A 17,259-nucleotide genomic window follows, 5' to 3' on the forward strand; every position below is an offset into this window, starting at 1 on the left:
GGGGGTGGGGGGGGGGGCCCCCCCCACCCCCCCCCCGCAGGGTTCTCGTTCCCCGGGGCTCCCCCTCCCGGGCTTTGGGGCCCCCCCCCCACCGGGGGGTGCGGGGGCCCGCCCCTTTGCGCTGCTAGTCGGAGGCGAGCCGGTCGCCGAAGGCGGCGGCGCCGAGAATGTCCCTGCGGGGAACGCCGTGGACGACGACCTGCAGGTCGGGCATGCCCTGGAGCGGGGTGAGATCCAGCGCTCCGCCGTCCGGCTGCGTCTCCACAGTGAGGTACCTGAGCGCCGGCGCCTCGGCCAGTGGGCTGAGGTCCGTCCCGAGGGGCCAGTCGGCGATGACCATGCTGAGGAGGCGAGAGCAGTCCAGGGAACGCAACACGTCGAGGTCGACGGGCGTCCCCACGAGGCCCAGATAGGTGAGGGGCCGGTCGCCAAGGTGCTGGACGAGGTCGTTCCCCGTGAAGTCGCCCAGGAGCAGGAAACCGGTGGCTCTGGGAATGTCGTCGACCAGCTCTAGCTGCTGCATCGTTTCGACGACCAGACTCTCTCCCTCCGGTACGTGGACCAGTACGTCCCGCGCGAAGGCGGCGGTCGGGAACGCGCTCCATCTGCTGACGAACCAGTCCGTGTGGCCCGCTTCCGCGAACGCCCGGGCGTACGGCAGGGCCTCGGCGCCACCGACCGAGGAGATCAGCCCGGTGACCATGTCGATGGTCTCGGGGGTGATCTGCTCCGGCCTCGGCAGCAGCGGCAGGACCCATCCGCCCAGCCGCGCCAGCTGAGCCATCTGCTCCGTGCTCCGCGGCGGAATCACCGACCGCACCGCCTTCTCCACCCGCCGCCGCAGCCCCTCCTCCAGCCACGCCGCGTGCTGCGCGCACAGCGCCGCCAGCACGTACAGCGTCGTCTTCAGGTCCCGCCTCCGCGTCGCGGAGCCCGCCTCCAGCAAGCCTGACACCAGAACCGGCAGTTCACGCCGCTTGCAGTGGCCGGCGGCCAGCAGCAGCACGTCGTGCCACTGCTGGTCGTACGCGTGCTGGAGCATCTCGCGCGGCTGGTCGTCCTCGACGAACTCCTTCGCCGCCAGGAAGTCCTGGAAGGTGCGGTGGGCGAACTGGAAGACGTCCTCCGTGCGCTCCTGGAGGAGGCCGCTGCGGTTGATCAGGTGGGTGAGGATCTCCTCCGGGGTGCCCTGGGCCGCGACGCGCGGCATGCCGGGGAGGGTGCGGTCCAGCTGGTGGAGGGCCTGGTCGCGGGTGAACTCGGTCTGGCCGCCGCGGACCAGCCAGGCGGCGAGGCGCTGGAGGAGCTGCTGGTGCTCCTCGACGGACATGCGGATGCCGTCGGGGGCGTCGACGCGGCGGCGTTCGTCGCGGTGGCCGAGGAGCATGGCGAGGGCGGAGTCGTACAGCTCCCAGCGGGTCTCGGGCAGGAAGCCCTCGCGCAGCCGGTGCAGGGCGCAGATGACGGCGCAGAGCAGGGGCGTACGGGCGAGCTCGGCCAGGTTGGGGTTGTGGCGGAACTGCTGGGCGAGGTCGCGTTCGAGGTCGTCGAGGGCGGCCCGGTCTCGTCCGTCGGCGTCGAGCCGCGCCGCCTCGTGCCACGCGGTGACGAAAGCCTGGATGTCCTCGCCCCGCAGCGGGAGGAGGGTCAGCTCCTCGAAGTTCTCCGCGCCCAGCCAGTCGGGGGCGACGGCGTGCGGGCGTACGGTCGCGACGCAGCGGGTGCGCGGGTAGCGGGCCAGCAGCCGGCTGAGCCAGGCGTGGGCGTCGTCGCGGTCGTCCTGGGTGACCTCGTCGAGGCCGTCGACGAGGAGCAGGGCACGTCCGGCGGCGAGGACCCGGCCGGCCCAGCCGTCCGGGGCCGAGTCGATCATGAGCCCGGCGACCTCGGGCAGCTCGGCGGGGGCGGGGAAGCCGGAGCCGCGGGCGCGCAGGGAGCGCAGCGGGACGAGGAAGGGGACGAGGCCGTTGAGCTCGGCCAGCTCGGGGCCGAGCGTGCCGGCGGCGGCGTGGGCGGCCAGCCACCACATGAGGGTGGTCTTGCCGGCGCCGGCGTCACCGCGCAGCAGGACACGGGGGCGGGCGGCGAGCAGGTCGTCGATCCTGCGCGGTACGGGGACGCTGTCCCGGTCGCGGGTGCTGGCCTCCAGGGAGAGGTAGGCGGTGTCGAGGTCCCACTCGGAGGCGCGCTTGCCGAGCTCGTCGAGGCCGAAGAGCCGGGTGCGGCGGTAGGCGGCGCCGACGGCTTCGGCGTACTCCTCCTCGTAGGGCCGGTCGCCGGGGTGGGTGGCGGTGACGGGCAGCGGCGGGGCGAAGTCGTCGGGGAGCCAGCGGTACGCCTCCTTGTCGGCGAGGAGCGCCGTGAGAGGGAGGCATTCGAGGCGGCGGTGGCCCCGGCCGCGCGGTACGGCGCGGACGATGCCGAGGAGTCCGTCGTCGGCGTAGACGGGGGCGCCGGAGAGGCCGGCGAGTGGCGAGGGGCCGTCGGCGATCTCGGTGGCGGGCGGGCGGTCGAGCTCGACGGTGAGGGTGTGGCGCAGGAGCCCGGCCATGGGCAGGACGGTGCCGGTGAACTGGTCGAGGTCCGGTCTGCGCTCCTCGTACCGCTGGATGCGGGGGAAGCCGAGGATCACGCAGCCCGGGATCGGGCGGTCGGTGGCCACCTTGCTGAGCCGGGGGGTGGGGCCGAGGCGCTGCTCGCTGACCAGCAGGGCGGCGTCGAGCCGGTCGTCGGACCAGACCACCCGTAACTTCTGGGGTTCCCGGTACGGGCCGGCCACCGTGGCGCTGTGGGCGCCGCCGATGACGTGGGCGGCGGTCAGGACCACGTTCCGGGCGAGGAGCACTCCGGTGCCCTGCTGTCTGCCCTGGACGGCGAAGACGAACTGGCTGCTCCTCACCGGCCCTCAGCCCCGGTGGCGGTCCCGGTGCCGGGGCCGTCGAAGTCCGACAGGTCCGTTTCGTCCTCGTTCCCCACCAGCCAAGCCGCCCCCGTCGCCGCGTTCCGAGGCCTGAGCGTGAAGGAGACCCGGTGGGTCTCGCCGCGGGTGCGGGAGGCGTCGGCGCCCGCCTCGACGACCCACGCCTTCACCTTGGTGCCGCCCTTGAGCTCCTTGCGGAGTTCGATCGTGAACTCCATCTGGATGTCGCCGACCTCGAAGGCGACGGGGTGGCCGGTGGCGCGGTTGGCGGCGTCGACGAGCTGGTCGCGCACGGAGGCGATGGCGTCGGCGAGTTCGATCTCGGTCATGGGATGGAAGCTAGCGCCGCCGAGAGGGGGCCGGAGTGGGTTCCGAGGGCTTCGGTTGCGTGACCCAGGTCGCATTCGGGCCCCCCGTGTCGTGACAAGGCGCACAGGCGTTTTCGGCGGTACTAGCCGGAATAGTGGTGTGATTCCGGGATGAATCGGGACGTTCACGGGTCAACCATCGGGACCTTGGTCCCGTCCGCTCGCGCGGCGGAGAGGGTGCGGGCTCCCGGGCGGCCGGGGCGGTCGCGACATGGGGTTAAACGGGTCTACGCGGGTCAACTTTTCGGGTGTCCCGTCCGGTTTCGTACCGGCTTGGCGGCGCCGTCAAGAACTGAACGAGCGCGGAGATCGCTACGACGCAATGTCGTAGTTGGGGTGTTTTGGCCGGGCTGGGGGTCCGGGTTACCAAGGATGAGCAAGCCCGGCGCCGACCACCTCGTGCCGGGTCCCGTTCTGTCCGGAGGTTCTCCCCCGTATGTCGAAGCGCGTCACGAAGCCCAGCATCCGTACCACCGCCGTCGCCCTCGCCGCCGCGGGTCTGGGAGCGTCGCTGGTGGCCGGTGCCGGCTCCGCGTTCGCCGCCGAGGGCAAGGCCGCCGTCGCGGGCACTACCAACATCGCCGCGTCCGCCGCCGTCGCCCAGCAGGCCGCCGTCCAGGCCAATGTCGCCGCCCAGGTCAAGGCCGCTCAGGTCAAGGCCGCCCAGGTGAAGGCCGCCGCCGCCAAGGCCGAGGCCGCCCAGCTCAAGGCCGCGCAGCTGAAGGCCGCCGCCGCCAAGGCGCAGGCGAAGACCGTGGCCGCCAAGAAGGCCGCCTCCTGGGTCAAGCCGGTCAGCTCCTACGCGCTGTCCGCCACCTTCAACCAGGGCGGCGCCATGTGGGCCCACAAGCACTCCGGCCAGGACTTCGCCGTCCCGGTCGGCACCCCGGTCCACGCCGCGGCCGCCGGCACCGTCGTGAAGGCCGGCCCGTACGGCGGCGGCGACGGTCCCGCGTACGGCAACGCCATCGTGATCAAGCACGCCAACGGCACGTACTCGCAGTACGCCCACCTGTCGAAGATCAAGGTGAACATCGGCCAGAAGGTCTCCGCCGGCCAGCGGATCGCCCTCTCGGGCAACACCGGCAACTCCTCCGGCCCGCACCTGCACTTCGAGATCCGCACCACCCCGAACTACGGCTCCGCCGTGAACCCGGTCGCGTTCCTGCGCGCCCACGGCGTCACGGTCTGACGCCCGAGCTGACGCCCCGAGGGGCTCAGCGGCCCTGCTGGGCCTGCTCGATCAGATCGAGGGCGACCTCGAGGACGGCTTCCTGCTTCTCCTCGGGGTCGCCCTCGACGTTGTTCATGAAGAACGTCCCCGCGTGCAGCGTGAAGATCGCGCTGACGCAGCGGACCTTGTCCGTCATCACCGAGCCCGGCTCCTGGAGCAGGTCGTTCAGCGCGAGCATGCGCTCCTTGAAGGTGAGCCCCACGCTGAGCTTGCTCACGGCCGCCTGGTTCTCCTGCATGAAGCGGAAGAGCGGGGCCGCGTTGAGCAGCGCCACCTGGTAGCGGCGCAGCACCTCGCGCTTGGTCTCCAGGGTGCTGGGCTGCTCGCGCCCCCACTCGATCAGCTCGTCCATGGGACGGGTGAGGTCCTCGAAGATCCCGATGAGGATGTCTTCCTTGGTCTTGAAGTGGTAGTAGAGGGCGGCCTTGGTGACGTCGAGGCGTTCCGCGATCTCGCGCAGCGAGGTCTTCTCGTAGCCCTGCTCGGCGAAGAGCTCGAGGGCCACGTCCTGGATGCGCTGGCGGGTGTTGCCTCGGGCCTGGGCCATGGTCTCTCGCTTCCACAACAATACTTACTTGACGACCGGCAAGTTACGGGTCTACTTTCCCCAGTGTAGTAACTAGCCGGGCGGCAAGTAAGGGAAGACGGGACATGGCGACGAAACCGATAGCTCAGACAGCCGAGGGGGAGACGGAGCAGCAGGCGCCGGCGCAGGCACAGCCGCGCAGCGTCCGGGTCGTCCTCCTCGCCCTCATGATCGCGATGCTCCTCGCGATGCTGGACAACATGATCATCGGCACCGCGATGCCGACGATCGTCGGCGAGCTCGGCGGCCTGGAGCACCTCTCCTGGGTCGTCACCGCCTACACCCTGGCCACCGCCGCCTCCACCCCGATCTGGGGCAAGCTCGGCGACATGTTCGGCCGCAAGGGCGTCTTCCTGGGCTCGATCGTGCTCTTCCTGATCGGCTCCGCGCTCAGCGGCATGGCCCAGGACATGGGCCAGCTCATCGGCTTCCGCGCCGTCCAGGGTCTGGGCGCCGGCGGTCTGATGGTCGGCGTCATGGCGATCATCGGCGATCTGATCCCGCCCCGTGAGCGCGGCAAGTACCAGGGCATGATGGCCGGAATCATGGCGCTCGCCATGATCGGCGGCCCGCTCGTCGGTGGCTCCATCACGGACCACTGGGGCTGGCGCTGGGCCTTCTACATCAACCTGCCGCTCGGCGTCGTCGCCCTCGGCATGCTCGCCACCGTGCTCCACCTGCCGAAGAAGGAGCGCGCCGCCGGCACCCGGATCGACCTCCTCGGCGCCGCTCTGCTGACGCTCGGCATCACCGCGATCGTGCTCGTCACCACCTGGGGCGGCACCGAGTACGCCTGGGGCTCGGCCACCATCGTCGGCCTCGCCGTCGGCGGCGTCCTCGCCCTCGCGGCCTTCCTCTTCGTCGAGACCCGCGCGAGCGACCCGATCATGCCGCTGCACATCTTCCGCAGCCGCAACTTCACCCTGATGTCCGTGATCGGCTTCCTCACCGGCTTCGTGATGTTCGGCGCCGTGCTGTTCCTGCCGCTGTTCCAGCAGTCCGTGCAGGGCGCCTCCGCGACCAACTCCGGTCTGCTGCTCCTGCCGATGCTGCTGTCGATGATGGTCGTCTCGCTGGTCGTCGGCCGGGTCACCACCAGCAGCGGCAAGTACAAGATCTTCCCGATCATCGGCGGCGCGCTCATGGTCGTCGGCCTGTACCTGCTCTCCACGATGGACACCGGCACCACCCGCTTCACCTCCGGCGTCTACATGGCCGTGCTCGGCGCCGGCATGGGCTTCCTGATGCAGATCACGATGCTCGTCGCGCAGAACAGCGTCGAGATGAAGGACATGGGCGTCGCCTCCTCCTCGACCACCCTCTTCCGGACCCTCGGTTCGTCCTTCGGCGTCGCGATCATGGGCGCCCTGTTCAACCACCAGGTCCAGCACGAGATGGCCGCCCGCGGCGGTGCCGGCGGTTCCCAGCTGACCGAGCGCTCGGCGCAGCTCGACGCCGCCAGCCTCGCCAAGCTGCCCGCCGCGCTCCGCGAGGCGTACCAGCACGCGGTCGCCGCCGGCACCCACTCGGCGTTCCTGGTCGGCTCGGCCGTCGCCGTGCTCGGCTTCGTCCTCGCCTTCTTCGTCAAGGAGGTCGCGCTGCGCGGCGCCGGCCTCACGAAGAAGGACGGCGCGGCGGAGGACAGCGCCCCGAAGGTCGCCGAAACGGTCTGACCTTCCCGCTCCGCGCAACGGCCCCCGGTGTCCTGTGGACGCCGGGGGCCGTTGTCGTGGGCCGACTGTCAGTGGCGCGTGTCACGCTTTGGTACGTGGAGACCAGCACCCGCGCGGGTGCGCGCCCGGCCCTGCTCCGCCGGCTGCGCCTCGCCAAGGACGTCATGGACCGCGACTGGGCCGAGCCGCTCGACCTGGACGCGGTGGCGGCGCGTGCCGGCTATTCGCGCTTCCATTTCGTACGGGTCTTCAAGGCGGCGTACGGGGAGACGCCCGGCCAGTACCTCTCGCGCCGCCGCGTCGAGCGGGCCGAGGAGATGCTCCGCACCGCCGATCTGACCGTCACCGAGATATGCACCCTGGTCGGCTTCAGCAGCCTCGGCACCTTCAGCACCCGGTTCAAGCAGCAGACCGGACTCAGCCCGAGCGAGTACCGCGCCCGGCACGTGGGGCGCGGTACCGCGCTCATACCCGGCTGCTTCGCGCTGCTGTACGCGGGCGCGTTCCCGGGACGGCGCCGCCCCGACGGCCGGGACAACGGTTTCGAGGACAGCGGTTCCGGGGACCGCCGCTCCCCGGACCGCCGCTCCCAGGACCGTCGCGCCGAGGACCGCAATTCCGGAGAAGCAGGCTGAGAGGAGCGCTGCCTACGGTGGACGCATGATCAAGGGACTGGGCATCACCACCGTCTGGACGCTCGACCAGGAGCGCACCAGGAAGTTCTTCACCGAGAAGCTCGGCTTCGAGGTCCGGGACGACGTCGCCATGGGCCCGATGCGCTGGGTCACCGTCGGCGCCAAGGACCAGCCGGACGTCGAGCTGGCCCTGATGAGCCCCGACGGGCCTGCCATGGACGAGGAGTCCGCGACGGCCCTGAAGACGCTCATCAGCAAGGGCGTTCTGGGCGCCGGGGCGTTCCGCACCGACGACTGCCGGGGGGACTACGAGACCTTCAGGGCGAGGGGGGTGGAGTTCGTACAGGAGCCGAAGGAGCGCCCGTACGGGATCGAGGCGATCTTCCGCGACGACAACGGCAACTGGTACTCGCTGACCCAGCGCAGCGAGGAGCTGGACTTCTCGAAGGAATTCGGGAGCCCGCCCGAGCGGTGACCGGTACGGCTGATCAGTCCGTCAGCCGCAGCACCGGGAAGCTACCCGTGTCCGTCGGGGCGTGCTCCGGCAGCCAGAGCACGGCGATCGCGCCGCCCGCCCCGTCCGGGGTGCCCTCGGGGGCCGCGTTGCGGAAGGTCAGCCGGGCGCCGAGGACCCGGGCCTGGCCGGTGGCGATGGTCAGGCCCAGGCCGTGGCCCTGGCCGGCGCGGTCGCTGCTGCCCGTACGGAAGCGGCTCGGGCCCTCGCGGAGCAGCGCCTCGGGGAAGCCGGGGCCGTGGTCGCGGACCCGGACCACCCGGCCTTCGACGGTGACCTCGACCGGGCCCCTGCCGTGCTTGGCGGCGTTGGCGAGGAGGTTGCCGAGGATGCGTTCCAGGCGGCGCGGGTCGGTGTTGACCCAGGACTCGTGGACGACCCGGATCACCGCGTCCGGGTCGAGCGCCCGGACCCGCCGCTCCACGAACTCGCCGAGCGCGATCTCCTGCAGCTCGGCCCGCTCGGACGCCCCGTCGAGCCGGGCCACCTCCAGGACGTCCTCGACGAGGGTCCGCATGGCCTGCGCCCGGTCCCGTACGAGTTCGGTCGGGCGGCCCGGCGGCAGCAGCTCGGCGGCCGTGAGCAGCCCGGTGACCGGGGTGCGCAGTTCGTGCGCGATGTCGGCGGTGACCCGCCGCTCGGCCTCGATGCGCTCGTTCAGGGCGTCGGTCAGCGCGTCGATCGCCCGGGCCAGCTCGTCGGTCTCGTCCCGTACGACGCCGCCGATGGCGTCCCGGACCCGGAGGTCCGTGTTGCCCTGGGCGACCCGGCCGGCCGCCGCCGCGGCCTTGCGCAGCCGGCGCGAGAGCTGGCCGCCGATGAGCACGCCGAGCGCGCAGCCGCCGAAGACCACCGACACGGAGCCGATGATCAGGGCCCGGTCCAGGTCCTTCATGATCGTGGCGCTGCGGTCGGCGAAGGGCACGTGCAGCGAGAGCACGTCGCCGTTGGCGAGTGGCACGGCCGCCCACACGTCCGGCGGACCGCCGTTGTGCTCCTGGACGTAGGTGCCGCGGCGCTTGTCCCGCATCAGCTGGTCGAGCTGGGGCGGCAGCGCCGGGTCGTTGATCTTGGTGCCGAAGCGCGGCTCCTTCGGCTTCGACGTCTCGTACACGCGCTGGGCGAAGAGCAGCCGCCACATCTGCACGTCACGGGCGTTGTCGAGCATGGAGACCCGGGCCGCGTTGTGGACGACCAGGCTGAGCGTCACGGCGATGAGCGCGCCGACCGCCGCGATCGCGACGGCGATCTTCCAGCGGACACCGGTCCGCAGACCGCCCGCCCGCAGACCGCCCGCCCCCGCGCGGATACCGCTCGCCCCCGCCCGCAGACCGCTCGCGCCGGCCCGCAGACCGGCCGCCCCGGCGCGGAGCCCGCTCGCCCGCGGTCCGCTCTCCCGCCCCTTCAGCTCCACGGGCCGGTCAGCCCTTGAGCTTGTAGCCGAAGCCGCGGACCGTCTCGATCCGGTCCTGGCCGATCTTGGTGCGCAGGCGCTGCACATGGACGTCCACCACCCGGGTGTCGCCGCCCCAGCCGTAGTCCCAGACCCGCTCCAGGAGCTTGTCCCGGGACAGCACCGTGCCCGGCGCCGACGAGAACTCCAGCAGCAGCCGCATCTCGGTCGGGGTGAGCGCGACGGGCGCGCCGGCCCGGCGCACCTCCATGCCCTCGGTGTCGACCTCCAGGTCGCCGAAGGCGAGCACGCCGCCCGTGGCCGCCGCGGCGGTCCCGTTGCCGTCGCCGGCCTCGCCCGCGTGGTTGAAGCGGCGCAGCACGGCGCGGATCCGGGCCATCAGGACGGAGCCGTCGAAGGGCTTGGTGACGTAGTCGTCCGCGCCGGCCTCCAGGCCGAGGACGACGTCGATGGAGTCGGCCCGCGCCGACAGCATGATCACCGGGACGGTCGACTCGTCGCGGATCCGCCGGCACAGGCTGACGCCGTCCATGCCGGGCAGCATGACGTCCAGGAGCGCGATGTCGGGCCGGTCGGCCCGGAAGGCGTCGAGACCGGAGAGCCCGTCGGGCATGGCGGTCACCGTGAAGCCGTCCCGCTCCAGGGCGAGCTGGGTGGCCTCACGGATGACGTCGTCGTCCTCGACGAACAGGACATGGGTCTCGGCCATGGGTGGTGGTGCCTTCCGCGTACGCGCTCGGTGGGGGGTCGGATCGGGGTGCCGAAGCGGGGAGGGGGCTAGCTGGACGGAGCCGGCGCGGGCTCGGTGCCGTCCAGTCCGCCGTCCCCGACCGCCTTGCTGAAGTCGTTGTGCACCCAGTCGTGCTGGCTGAACCTGTTCCCCGTCCAGCGGTACGTGATCACGTCCTCGCCCGAGGGGTACGCGACCGGGTCGCCCTTCGCGTACACCTGCCTGGTGACGATCAGGTCCCCGCGGTCGATCGTCCCGTACACCGCCGCGTCCTCGGCCATGAACACGTTCGTGTACTTGTCGTTCTCCTCGCGGTACACGTACGTGCCGATGCCGACCGCGTCGCCGCAGTTCATCACGTTGACGACGACGTCGGGTGTGCCGGAGTTGGTGAGGTTCCCGTAGGAGGTGTCCACCGGGTAGACGTCCGCCGTGCACGGCTTCAGGTCGGACTTCAGCCGCTCGCCGATCTTCGGGTCGTTCTTCAGCAGGGCGATGGGATCGACCCTCGGAGGGGCCTGTTTGGAGTACTCGCCGGCCGCGTTCGACGACGAAGGGGCCCGCGGGGCCGTCGACGCGACCTCGTCGGAGCGCGCCGCGCCCTCGTCGCGCGAGCCGGTGCCGCCGGTCGAGCAACCGGCGACGAGCACGCCGACGGCGGCGAGCCCGGCCATCGCCGTGACGCTCGCCGCCCGTTCCCTGGGTCTGGCACTCAGGCCGCGCACCGCTCCTGCTTCCGCTCGTCGCCTCGCCGTCCGGCCACGGTCGTCACCGCCACCGACCGGTCCGTCCGCTCCAGGACACCCGTGTCCAGCGCCCGGGTGTCGCCCTCGGCGGCCCGGCTCTCCAGCTCCTGGCGCAGTCGGGCCAGGGCGCGGTGGAGCGTGCTCTTCACCGTACCGGTCGACATGCCGAGCGCGGCAGCGGTCTCCTCGGTGCTCATCTGCTCCCAGTGGCGCAGCACCACCACGCTGCGCTGCTTGGGCGCGAGCACCTTCAGGATGTCCATGAGCAGGGCGCGGTCGGCGTGCTGCTCGGTCGGGTCCTCGACCCGCGCGTCGGGCATCTGCTCGGTCTCGGTGGGGACCTCCTCCAGCCTGCGGGCCCGCCACCACTCGGTCCGAGTGTTGATCATGACCCGGCGGAGGTAGGCGTCCGCGAGCGACTTGTCGGCGATGCCGTCCCAGCGCCCGTACGTGCGGACCAGCGCGGTCTGCAGCAGGTCCTGGGCGTCGACCGGGTCGGGCACGAGACGACGGGCACTGCGCAGGAGCGCGTCCTGCCGTGTGCGTACGTACTCCTCGAAATCGAGCACCTCGCCGAGCGTCTCGCCGTGCGCCATCCCGAACCGCCTCCGATCCCCGTGACCAGACCCAACAGACCTGTTTCCGTTACGTCGAAGACGCTACGGAGCGCTTGTCACGGGGCTGTCCGGGCGAGCCGTCGGCGGGCGCACGGCTGTCCATCGGTTGTGTAACAGCGACGGATCCGGAGGTTTCGGTTCGGGCTCCGGGGGAGAAGGGCGCTCAGCCCAGCGGGAGCCGGTACCGGCCGCCCTCCAGCGGTTCGACCAGGCCGTCGGCGACCAGGCCGTCCAGTGCCCGGGCACGCTGCACAGGCTCGTCCCAGACCGCGTCCAGGGCGGCCTGTTCGACCGGGTCCACGGCGTCCCGCAGGACGGCGAGCAGCTTGCCGCGCACCTGCCGGTCGGTGCCCGCGTACGTCTGGCCGCGGCGCGGCGGACCGTCGTGAGCCGGCTTGCCGGCGAGCAGCCAGGCGCAGCGGTCGGCGAGCGGGCAGCGCCCGCAGTCCTCGTTCTTCGCCGTGCACACCAGCGCGCCCAGCTCCATCGAGGCCGCCGCCCAGCGGGCCGCCGTCGGCTCGTCGTCGGGCAGCAGGGCGCGGGCGAGCCGGCGTTCGGCGGCGGTGGTGGCGTTGGGCGGGTACTGCACGCCGGTCGCCGCCCGCGCGAACACCCGGCGCACGTTCGTGTCGAGCACCGGATGGCGCTGCCCGTACGCGAACGAGGCCACGGCCGCCGCCGTGTACTCGCCGATCCCGGGCAGCGCGAGCAGCTGCCCGTGGTCCTTCGGCACGTCCCCGCCGTGCCGCTCCGTTATGGCGACGGCCGCCGCGTGCAGCCGCAGCGCGCGGCGCGGATAGCCGAGCCGGCCCCAGGCGCGGACGGCCTCGCCGGGCGCCTCGGCGGCCAGGTCGGCGGGGCGCGGCCAGCGCGCCAGCCACTGCTCGTACACCGGGAGCACCCGGACGACCGGGGTCTGCTGGAGCATGAACTCGCTGACCATCACGCCCCACGCCCCCGCCTCCGGGTGGCGCCACGGCAGGTCGCGGGCGTGCCGGTCGAACCAGGCGAGGACGGGCCCGTGCAGCTCGCCGGGCGCGTGCGGCTCGCCGGGCGCGGCGAGGTCGGAGGAGCGCGCGGTGGACGGCGCGACGGGGGTCTCGGGGGTGGTGTGGATGGAAGTCATGGCACTTCCGATCCTGGCATGCTCCCGAGTCGATCAGTACGCGCCGTGGCGTGCGCCTCCGGGGCGCGCGGAGGCACGAACGCGCGGACCGCGCCCCACGCACCACATGACTGCGCTGCTCCGGCTGGACCGGGCCGTGTCGACCAGGGCCCTGGCCGGGCGGCGGGCCGCCTTCATGACGACGAACGCGACCAGGGCGCCGGACAGCAGGCCGACCGTCACGTCGTGCGGGTAGTGGACGCCGACGAAGACCCGGGAGAAGGCCATGAGCAGGGCCATCGGAGCGGTCAGCCAGACGATCCCGCGCCACGACAGCGCGAGCGCCACGGCGGCGGCCCCGGCGATCGCGGAGTGGTTGCTGGGGAAGGACCAGTCGCCGTGCGGCGGGCAGGCGACGAGCGAGGCGGGCGCCCCGGCGACCGCGCGGCACGGCCGCTCCTCGTCGACCAGAGACTTCAGCGCCTCGCTCACCACGTAGCCGAAGGCGGTCGCGAGCGGGGCGAGCAGCGCGAGTGCCATCGCGTCGGCCGACCCGCGCCGCATCCGCCACCAGCCGGCCACGAACAGCACCCCGAAGAGCAGCAGCCCGAGCTCGGTCCACACCTCCGCGATCTTCTGGAACCAGTGCGGGGTGGAGTGGGCGAAATCGAGGATGTCGAGATACAGCCCGTCGGTGAGGTGAGGGAGGTTGTCCATGGTCGACGACGTTAACCCGCTTCCGGAGCGGCTCGCTCCGGACGAAGGGCGACAGCCCTCCCCGACGAAAGCGGGGAGTGCCCCGGACGTCACGGAACGTGCCGGAGACAACGCGGACGGCGCCCGCGGAGTTTGCGCCCCGGACCGGAGCGCGTCCCGGATGTGATCATCGGCAAAACTTGGCGTCTGGGGCGGCATGGGGGGCGGGAGTTGGGCCTGATCTCTCGTAAGGTTCGTGACGTGGGATCACTGCGCAATCCGGTCGGGCCGCTTCCCTCCTCCATCTACTGGCGTCGGAGGGCCGTGGCGCTGTGCCTGGTTGCCCTGCTCGCGCTGATCGCCGCCTGGGCTTTCACGTCCGGCGGCGGAGGCGGCAAGAAACCGGACGACAACGCCAACGGCTCCTCGCCCGCGCCGTCGATCACCCCCGGCCCCTCCGGCTCCGGTCCGGCGATCAGCCAACACCCGGGCGGACGCGACGAGTCGGGCTCCGGCTCCGGCTCCGGTGACACCGGGGGCGGGGACGACGCCGGCAGCGGTGCGGGCGGCGGCGACGGCGGTACGGACGCGGGCGCGGACTCCGGGACCACCGGCGGCAAGAACGGCGACACGGACGGCGCGGGCGGTGACGGCGGGGCCGGCACGGGCGCCGGACAGCAGGTTCCGGCCAATTCTCCGCTGCCGAACTGTGCACCCGGCGCACTCCAGTTGAAGCTCACGGGCGCCAAGAACGCCTACGACCCCGGCGAGAAGCCGCGCTTCAAGCTGACCGTCACCAACACGACCGGCGCCGACTGCAAGACCGATCTCGGCCCGAAGAACGCGGTGTTGACGGTCCGTGACACCACGGGCGTGCTGTGGTCCTCGAAGGACTGCCCGCAGCCCGCGACCCCGCTCTTCCTCAGGGTCCCGGCACACGCCACGATCACCCACACCGTGGAGTGGGACCGCCGCCGCAGCGCCCCGCAGTGCGCGACGACCGCCCCGGCCGGCCAGGCCGTCGGCCCCGGCAACTACCTGGCGGAGGCGTCGGTGCCGGGGGCGCGGGTGACGCCGGTGTCCTTCCAGCTCGCGAAGGACTGACCGGTCGGCTCGGAAGAACGAGGCCCCGGGACGGCGATCCGTCCCGGGGCCTCGGCGTATGCGCACATGGTGGCGGACTAGACGTACCGCTCCAGGATCGACGACTCCGCGAGCCGCGACAGGCCCTCGCGGACGCTGCGCGCCCGCGCCTCGCCGACGCCGTCCACGGTCTGCAGGTCGTCCACGCTCGCCGCGAGCAGCTTCTGCAGCCCGCCGAAGTGCTCCACGAGCCGCTCGATGATCGCGCCCGGGAGCCGCGGCACCTTGGCGAGCAGCCGGTAGCCGCGCGGCGAGACCGCCGAGTCCAGGGTCTCCATGGAGCCGCTGTAGCCCATGGCGCGGGCCACTATCGGCAGTTCGAGCAGCTCGGCGTGGGTCAGCGCGTCCAGCTCGGTCAGCGCCTCGGCGACCGTGCGCGAGCGCTTGGCCGTCGGCTCCGGCACGTAGTCACGGATGACGAGCTCGCGCTCCGGCTCCACGCCCGCGATCAGCTCGTCGAGCTGGAGCGAGAGCAGCCGGCCGTCGGTGCCCAGCTCCACCACGTACTCGGCGATCTCGGTGGCGATCCGGCGCACCATCTCCAGGCGCTGCGCCACGGCCGTCACGTCCCGGACCGTCACCAGGTCCTCGATCTCCAGGGCGGAGAGCGTGCCGGCCACCTCGTCCAGGCGGAGCTTGTAGCGCTCCAGGGTCGCCAGGGCCTGGTTCGCGCGGGACAGGATCGCGCCCGACTCCTCCAGGACCCGGCGCTCGCCGTTCACGTAGAGGGCGATCAGGCGCATCGACTGCGACACGGAGACCACGGGGAAACCGCACTGCTTGGAGACCCGGTCCGCCGTGCGGTGCCGGGTGCCGGTCTCCTCGGTCGGGATCGACGCGTCCGGGACCAGCTGCACGCCGGCCCGCAGGATCTTGGAGATGTCCTTGTCGAGCACGATCGCGCCGTCGAGCTTGCACAGCTCGCGCAGCCGGGTGGACGTGAAGTCGACGTCGATGACGAAACCGCCGGTGCACATCGACTCGACGGTCTTGTCCATGCCGAGGACGATCAGACCGCCGGTGTTGCCGCGGAGGATGCGTTCGAGCCCGTCGCGGAGGGCGGTGCCGGGGGCGACGGCACTGAGCGACGCACGCATCAGTGCCTCGTTGTCCTTGGCTGCCACTGCACTCCTCCGGCTCGTACGGATGGGCGAGACCAGGGCAAAGTCTAGCGACACCGCCCCGCAGCCCTCCGCGACCAGCCGAGCCCGTCCGGGCGGCACCCGCCCTTCCGCCGCCCTTTCCCTCGCCTTCCCGTCGCCTTCCGCCGCCCTTCCGGCGCCCTTTCCCTCGCCTTCCGCCGCCCTTCCGGCGTGCCTCCGCTACCCCTCGGCCCCCTCGGAAGCCCTTGGCCTGCGACTGCGCGGCAGCACCCGCAGGGCGTCGCCCATGTCCGCGACCTCGATGACCTTCATGCCCGGCGGCACCTTCCCCGGGTCGCCCGGGACCAGCGCGTGCGTGAACCCGAGCCGGTGGGCCTCCGCGAGCCGGCGCTGCACGCCCGTCACCCGGCGCACCTCGCCCGCGAGCCCGACCTCGCCGATCGCGACCAGGTTCTTCGGCAGCGGGGTGTCGCTCGCGGCGGAGGCGAGCGCGAGGGCGATGGCCAGGTCGGCGGCCGGCTCGGACAGCTTCACGCCGCCGACGGTCGCGCTGTAGATGTCCCGCTTGCCGAGCGCGCTGATCCGGCCGCGCTGCTCCAGCACGGCCAGCATCATCGACACCCGGGAGGTCTCCAGACCGGAGGTGGTCCGGCGCGGCGACGGGATCTGCGAGTCGACCGTCAGCGCCTGCACCTCGGCCACCAGCGGCCGGCGCCCCTCAAGGGTCACGGTGAGGCAGGTGCCGGGCACGGCCACGTCACGGCGGGTCAGGAAGAGGCCCGACGGGTCGGCGAGCCCCGTGATGCCCTCGTCGTGCAGCTCGAAGCAGCCGACCTCGTCCGTCGCCCCGTACCGGTTCTTCACGCCCCGGACCAGGCGGAGCCGCGCGTGCCGGTCGCCCTCGAAGTGCAGCACCACGTCCACCAGGTGCTCCAGGAGCCGGGGGCCGGCGATGGCGCCGTCCTTCGTCACATGGCCGACGAGCAGGGTCGACATGCCCCGCTCCTTCGACGCCCGGATCAGCGCGCCGGCCACCTCGCGGACCTGCGCCATGCCGCCCGGGGCGCCGTCGATCTCCGGCGAGGCCACGGTCTGCACCGAGTCCAGGACGAGCAGCGACGGTTTCACCTCGTCCAGATGCGCGAGCACGGTCGACAGGTCGGTCTCGGCCGCCAGATACAGGTGGTCGCTCAGCGCGTTGATCCGGTCGGCGCGCAGCCGGACCTGGCTCGCGGACTCCTCGCCCGTCACATAGAGGGTGCGGTGCTCGTCGCTCGCCGCCTTCGCCGCCACGTCGAGCAGCAGCGTAGACTTGCCGACGCCCGGCTCGCCCGCGATCAGCACCACCGCGCCGGGGACGAGACCGCCGCCGAGCACCCGGTCCAGCTCGTCGACACCGGTGCTGCGGGCGGTCGCCTGCCGCCCGTCGACCTGCCCGATCGGCAGTGCGGCGGAGGACACCCGCCCGGCGGCGGTGGTCCGCACGGCGGGCGTGCCGTACTCCTCGACCGTCCCCCAGGCCTGACACTCGGGGCACCGGCCGAGCCACTTCGCGGTCTGCCAGCCGCACTCGGTGCAGCGGTAGGACGGCCGGTCCTTGGCGGTTTTGGTACGAGCAGCCATGCCGCACACGGTAGCGGGAGCCACTGACAACCCCGCCCCGACCGCCCCCGCCGCACCCGTGCTCCGGCCCGCCTCCCGGCTCGTGTCCCCTTTCGAGTGGTCGCTTCACCCGTATGGATTAAAAGCGCGCAAGCGGTGCGAAGACCCCCCTC

General features: G+C 72.3%; 16 protein-coding genes. 5 read left to right on the top strand and 11 right to left on the bottom strand.

Annotation, left to right across the window (positions count from 1 at the left end):
• Nucleotides 1-124: 124 nt before the first annotated feature.
• Both ACWEV0_RS28700 and ACWEV0_RS28705 read right to left on the bottom strand, forming a co-directional pair.
• Nucleotides 125-2,899, bottom strand: a complete 2,775-nt coding sequence (locus tag ACWEV0_RS28700; protein WP_453152518.1) for an NACHT domain-containing protein — start codon at nucleotides 2,897-2,899, stop codon at nucleotides 125-127.
• Nucleotides 2,896-3,249: a trypco2 family protein gene (locus ACWEV0_RS28705; protein WP_453152519.1), complete on the bottom strand. Its 354-nt coding sequence runs from the start codon at nucleotides 3,247-3,249 to the stop codon at nucleotides 2,896-2,898. Before ACWEV0_RS28705 ends, ACWEV0_RS28700 begins: the two co-directional genes overlap by 4 nt.
• A 475-nt stretch (nucleotides 3,250-3,724) precedes the next feature.
• On the opposite strand from ACWEV0_RS28705, the gene ACWEV0_RS28710 reads away from it, so the two are divergent.
• Entirely contained in the window at nucleotides 3,725-4,480 is a 756-nt protein-coding gene (locus ACWEV0_RS28710) for a M23 family metallopeptidase (RefSeq protein WP_453152521.1), read from the top strand.
• A gap of 25 nt (nucleotides 4,481-4,505) precedes the next feature.
• Here ACWEV0_RS28710 and ACWEV0_RS28715 read toward each other — a convergent pair whose 3' ends face one another.
• Nucleotides 4,506-5,069: a TetR/AcrR family transcriptional regulator gene (locus ACWEV0_RS28715; RefSeq protein ID WP_453152523.1), complete on the bottom strand. Its 564-nt coding sequence runs from the start codon at nucleotides 5,067-5,069 to the stop codon at nucleotides 4,506-4,508.
• A 104-nt stretch (nucleotides 5,070-5,173) separates the two neighbouring features.
• Between ACWEV0_RS28715 and ACWEV0_RS28720 the strand changes: the two genes are divergently transcribed.
• From ACWEV0_RS28720 to ACWEV0_RS28730, 3 genes are all read left to right on the top strand, one after another.
• Complete coding sequence (locus ACWEV0_RS28720) at nucleotides 5,174-6,781, top strand: MDR family MFS transporter (protein ID WP_453152525.1); 1,608 nt, start codon at nucleotides 5,174-5,176, stop codon at nucleotides 6,779-6,781.
• A 164-nt stretch (nucleotides 6,782-6,945) separates the two neighbouring features.
• Nucleotides 6,946-7,416, top strand: a complete 471-nt coding sequence (locus tag ACWEV0_RS28725; RefSeq protein ID WP_453152551.1) for a helix-turn-helix transcriptional regulator — start codon at nucleotides 6,946-6,948, stop codon at nucleotides 7,414-7,416.
• Between the two features lie 25 nt (nucleotides 7,417-7,441).
• Nucleotides 7,442-7,891: a VOC family protein gene (locus tag ACWEV0_RS28730; RefSeq protein WP_453152527.1), complete on the top strand. Its 450-nt coding sequence runs from the start codon at nucleotides 7,442-7,444 to the stop codon at nucleotides 7,889-7,891.
• Between the two features lie 13 nt (nucleotides 7,892-7,904).
• Here the strand turns inward: ACWEV0_RS28730 and cseC are convergent, their stop codons facing one another.
• The 6 genes from cseC to ACWEV0_RS28760 all read right to left on the bottom strand — a co-directional run bounded on the left by cseC (nucleotide 7,905) and on the right by ACWEV0_RS28760 (nucleotide 13,259).
• On the bottom strand, nucleotides 7,905-9,218 hold the full coding sequence (gene cseC / locus ACWEV0_RS28735) for a two-component system sensor histidine kinase CseC (protein ID WP_453152553.1): 1,314 nt from the start codon (nucleotides 9,216-9,218) through the stop codon (nucleotides 7,905-7,907).
• 133 nt (nucleotides 9,219-9,351) lie between these two features.
• Nucleotides 9,352-10,053, bottom strand: coding sequence for a two-component system response regulator CseB (gene cseB / locus ACWEV0_RS28740; RefSeq protein ID WP_453152529.1), 702 nt, complete (start codon nucleotides 10,051-10,053; stop codon nucleotides 9,352-9,354).
• Nucleotides 10,054-10,121: 68 nt separating this feature from the next.
• Nucleotides 10,122-10,748, bottom strand: a complete 627-nt coding sequence (locus tag ACWEV0_RS28745; RefSeq protein ID WP_453152554.1) for a hypothetical protein — start codon at nucleotides 10,746-10,748, stop codon at nucleotides 10,122-10,124.
• A 38-nt stretch (nucleotides 10,749-10,786) separates the two neighbouring features.
• Nucleotides 10,787-11,416 carry a SigE family RNA polymerase sigma factor gene (locus tag ACWEV0_RS28750; RefSeq protein WP_453152531.1) on the bottom strand — a complete coding sequence of 210 codons (630 nt, stop codon included), beginning with the start codon at nucleotides 11,414-11,416 and terminating at the stop codon, nucleotides 10,787-10,789.
• A 184-nt stretch (nucleotides 11,417-11,600) separates the two neighbouring features.
• Nucleotides 11,601-12,563, bottom strand: a complete 963-nt coding sequence (locus ACWEV0_RS28755; RefSeq protein ID WP_453152533.1) for an A/G-specific adenine glycosylase — start codon at nucleotides 12,561-12,563, stop codon at nucleotides 11,601-11,603.
• A gap of 33 nt (nucleotides 12,564-12,596) precedes the next feature.
• On the bottom strand, nucleotides 12,597-13,259 hold the full coding sequence (locus ACWEV0_RS28760; RefSeq protein WP_453152535.1) for a phosphatase PAP2 family protein: 663 nt from the start codon (nucleotides 13,257-13,259) through the stop codon (nucleotides 12,597-12,599).
• Nucleotides 13,260-13,499: 240 nt separating this feature from the next.
• Here ACWEV0_RS28760 and ACWEV0_RS28765 point away from each other — a divergent pair, with 240 nt between their 5' ends.
• On the top strand, nucleotides 13,500-14,342 hold the full coding sequence (locus tag ACWEV0_RS28765; protein WP_453152537.1) for a hypothetical protein: 843 nt from the start codon (nucleotides 13,500-13,502) through the stop codon (nucleotides 14,340-14,342).
• A 77-nt stretch (nucleotides 14,343-14,419) separates the two neighbouring features.
• Here ACWEV0_RS28765 and disA read toward each other — a convergent pair whose 3' ends face one another.
• Both disA and radA read right to left on the bottom strand, forming a co-directional pair.
• Nucleotides 14,420-15,478: a DNA integrity scanning diadenylate cyclase DisA gene (disA, locus tag ACWEV0_RS28770; RefSeq protein ID WP_403794858.1), complete on the bottom strand. Its 1,059-nt coding sequence runs from the start codon at nucleotides 15,476-15,478 to the stop codon at nucleotides 14,420-14,422.
• Between the two features lie 225 nt (nucleotides 15,479-15,703).
• On the bottom strand, nucleotides 15,704-17,107 hold the full coding sequence (radA, locus tag ACWEV0_RS28775) for a DNA repair protein RadA (protein WP_453152538.1): 1,404 nt from the start codon (nucleotides 17,105-17,107) through the stop codon (nucleotides 15,704-15,706).
• Nucleotides 17,108-17,259: the final 152 nt, after the last annotated feature.

The organism is Streptomyces sp. NPDC003943 (genome assembly GCF_053605265.1).

Excerpts from the sequence above, each read along its gene's own strand:
- ACWEV0_RS28705 (WP_453152519.1), bottom strand. The coding sequence starts at position 3,249 with ATGACCGAGATCGAACTCGCCGACGCCATCGCCTCCGTGCGCGACCAG.
- ACWEV0_RS28710 (WP_453152521.1), top strand. The coding sequence starts at position 3,725 with ATGTCGAAGCGCGTCACGAAGCCCAGCATCCGTACCACCGCCGTCGCC.
- ACWEV0_RS28715 (WP_453152523.1), bottom strand. The coding sequence starts at position 5,069 with ATGGCCCAGGCCCGAGGCAACACCCGCCAGCGCATCCAGGACGTGGCC.
- ACWEV0_RS28720 (WP_453152525.1), top strand. The coding sequence starts at position 5,174 with ATGGCGACGAAACCGATAGCTCAGACAGCCGAGGGGGAGACGGAGCAG.
- ACWEV0_RS28725 (WP_453152551.1), top strand. The coding sequence starts at position 6,946 with ATGGACCGCGACTGGGCCGAGCCGCTCGACCTGGACGCGGTGGCGGCG.
- ACWEV0_RS28730 (WP_453152527.1), top strand. The coding sequence starts at position 7,442 with ATGATCAAGGGACTGGGCATCACCACCGTCTGGACGCTCGACCAGGAG.
- cseB (WP_453152529.1), bottom strand. The coding sequence starts at position 10,053 with ATGGCCGAGACCCATGTCCTGTTCGTCGAGGACGACGACGTCATCCGT.
- ACWEV0_RS28745 (WP_453152554.1), bottom strand. The coding sequence starts at position 10,748 with ATGGCCGGGCTCGCCGCCGTCGGCGTGCTCGTCGCCGGTTGCTCGACC.
- ACWEV0_RS28750 (WP_453152531.1), bottom strand. The coding sequence starts at position 11,416 with ATGGCGCACGGCGAGACGCTCGGCGAGGTGCTCGATTTCGAGGAGTAC.
- ACWEV0_RS28755 (WP_453152533.1), bottom strand. The coding sequence starts at position 12,563 with ATGACTTCCATCCACACCACCCCCGAGACCCCCGTCGCGCCGTCCACC.
- ACWEV0_RS28760 (WP_453152535.1), bottom strand. The coding sequence starts at position 13,259 with ATGGACAACCTCCCTCACCTCACCGACGGGCTGTATCTCGACATCCTC.
- disA (WP_403794858.1), bottom strand. The coding sequence starts at position 15,478 with ATGCGTGCGTCGCTCAGTGCCGTCGCCCCCGGCACCGCCCTCCGCGAC.
- radA (WP_453152538.1), bottom strand. The coding sequence starts at position 17,107 with ATGGCTGCTCGTACCAAAACCGCCAAGGACCGGCCGTCCTACCGCTGC.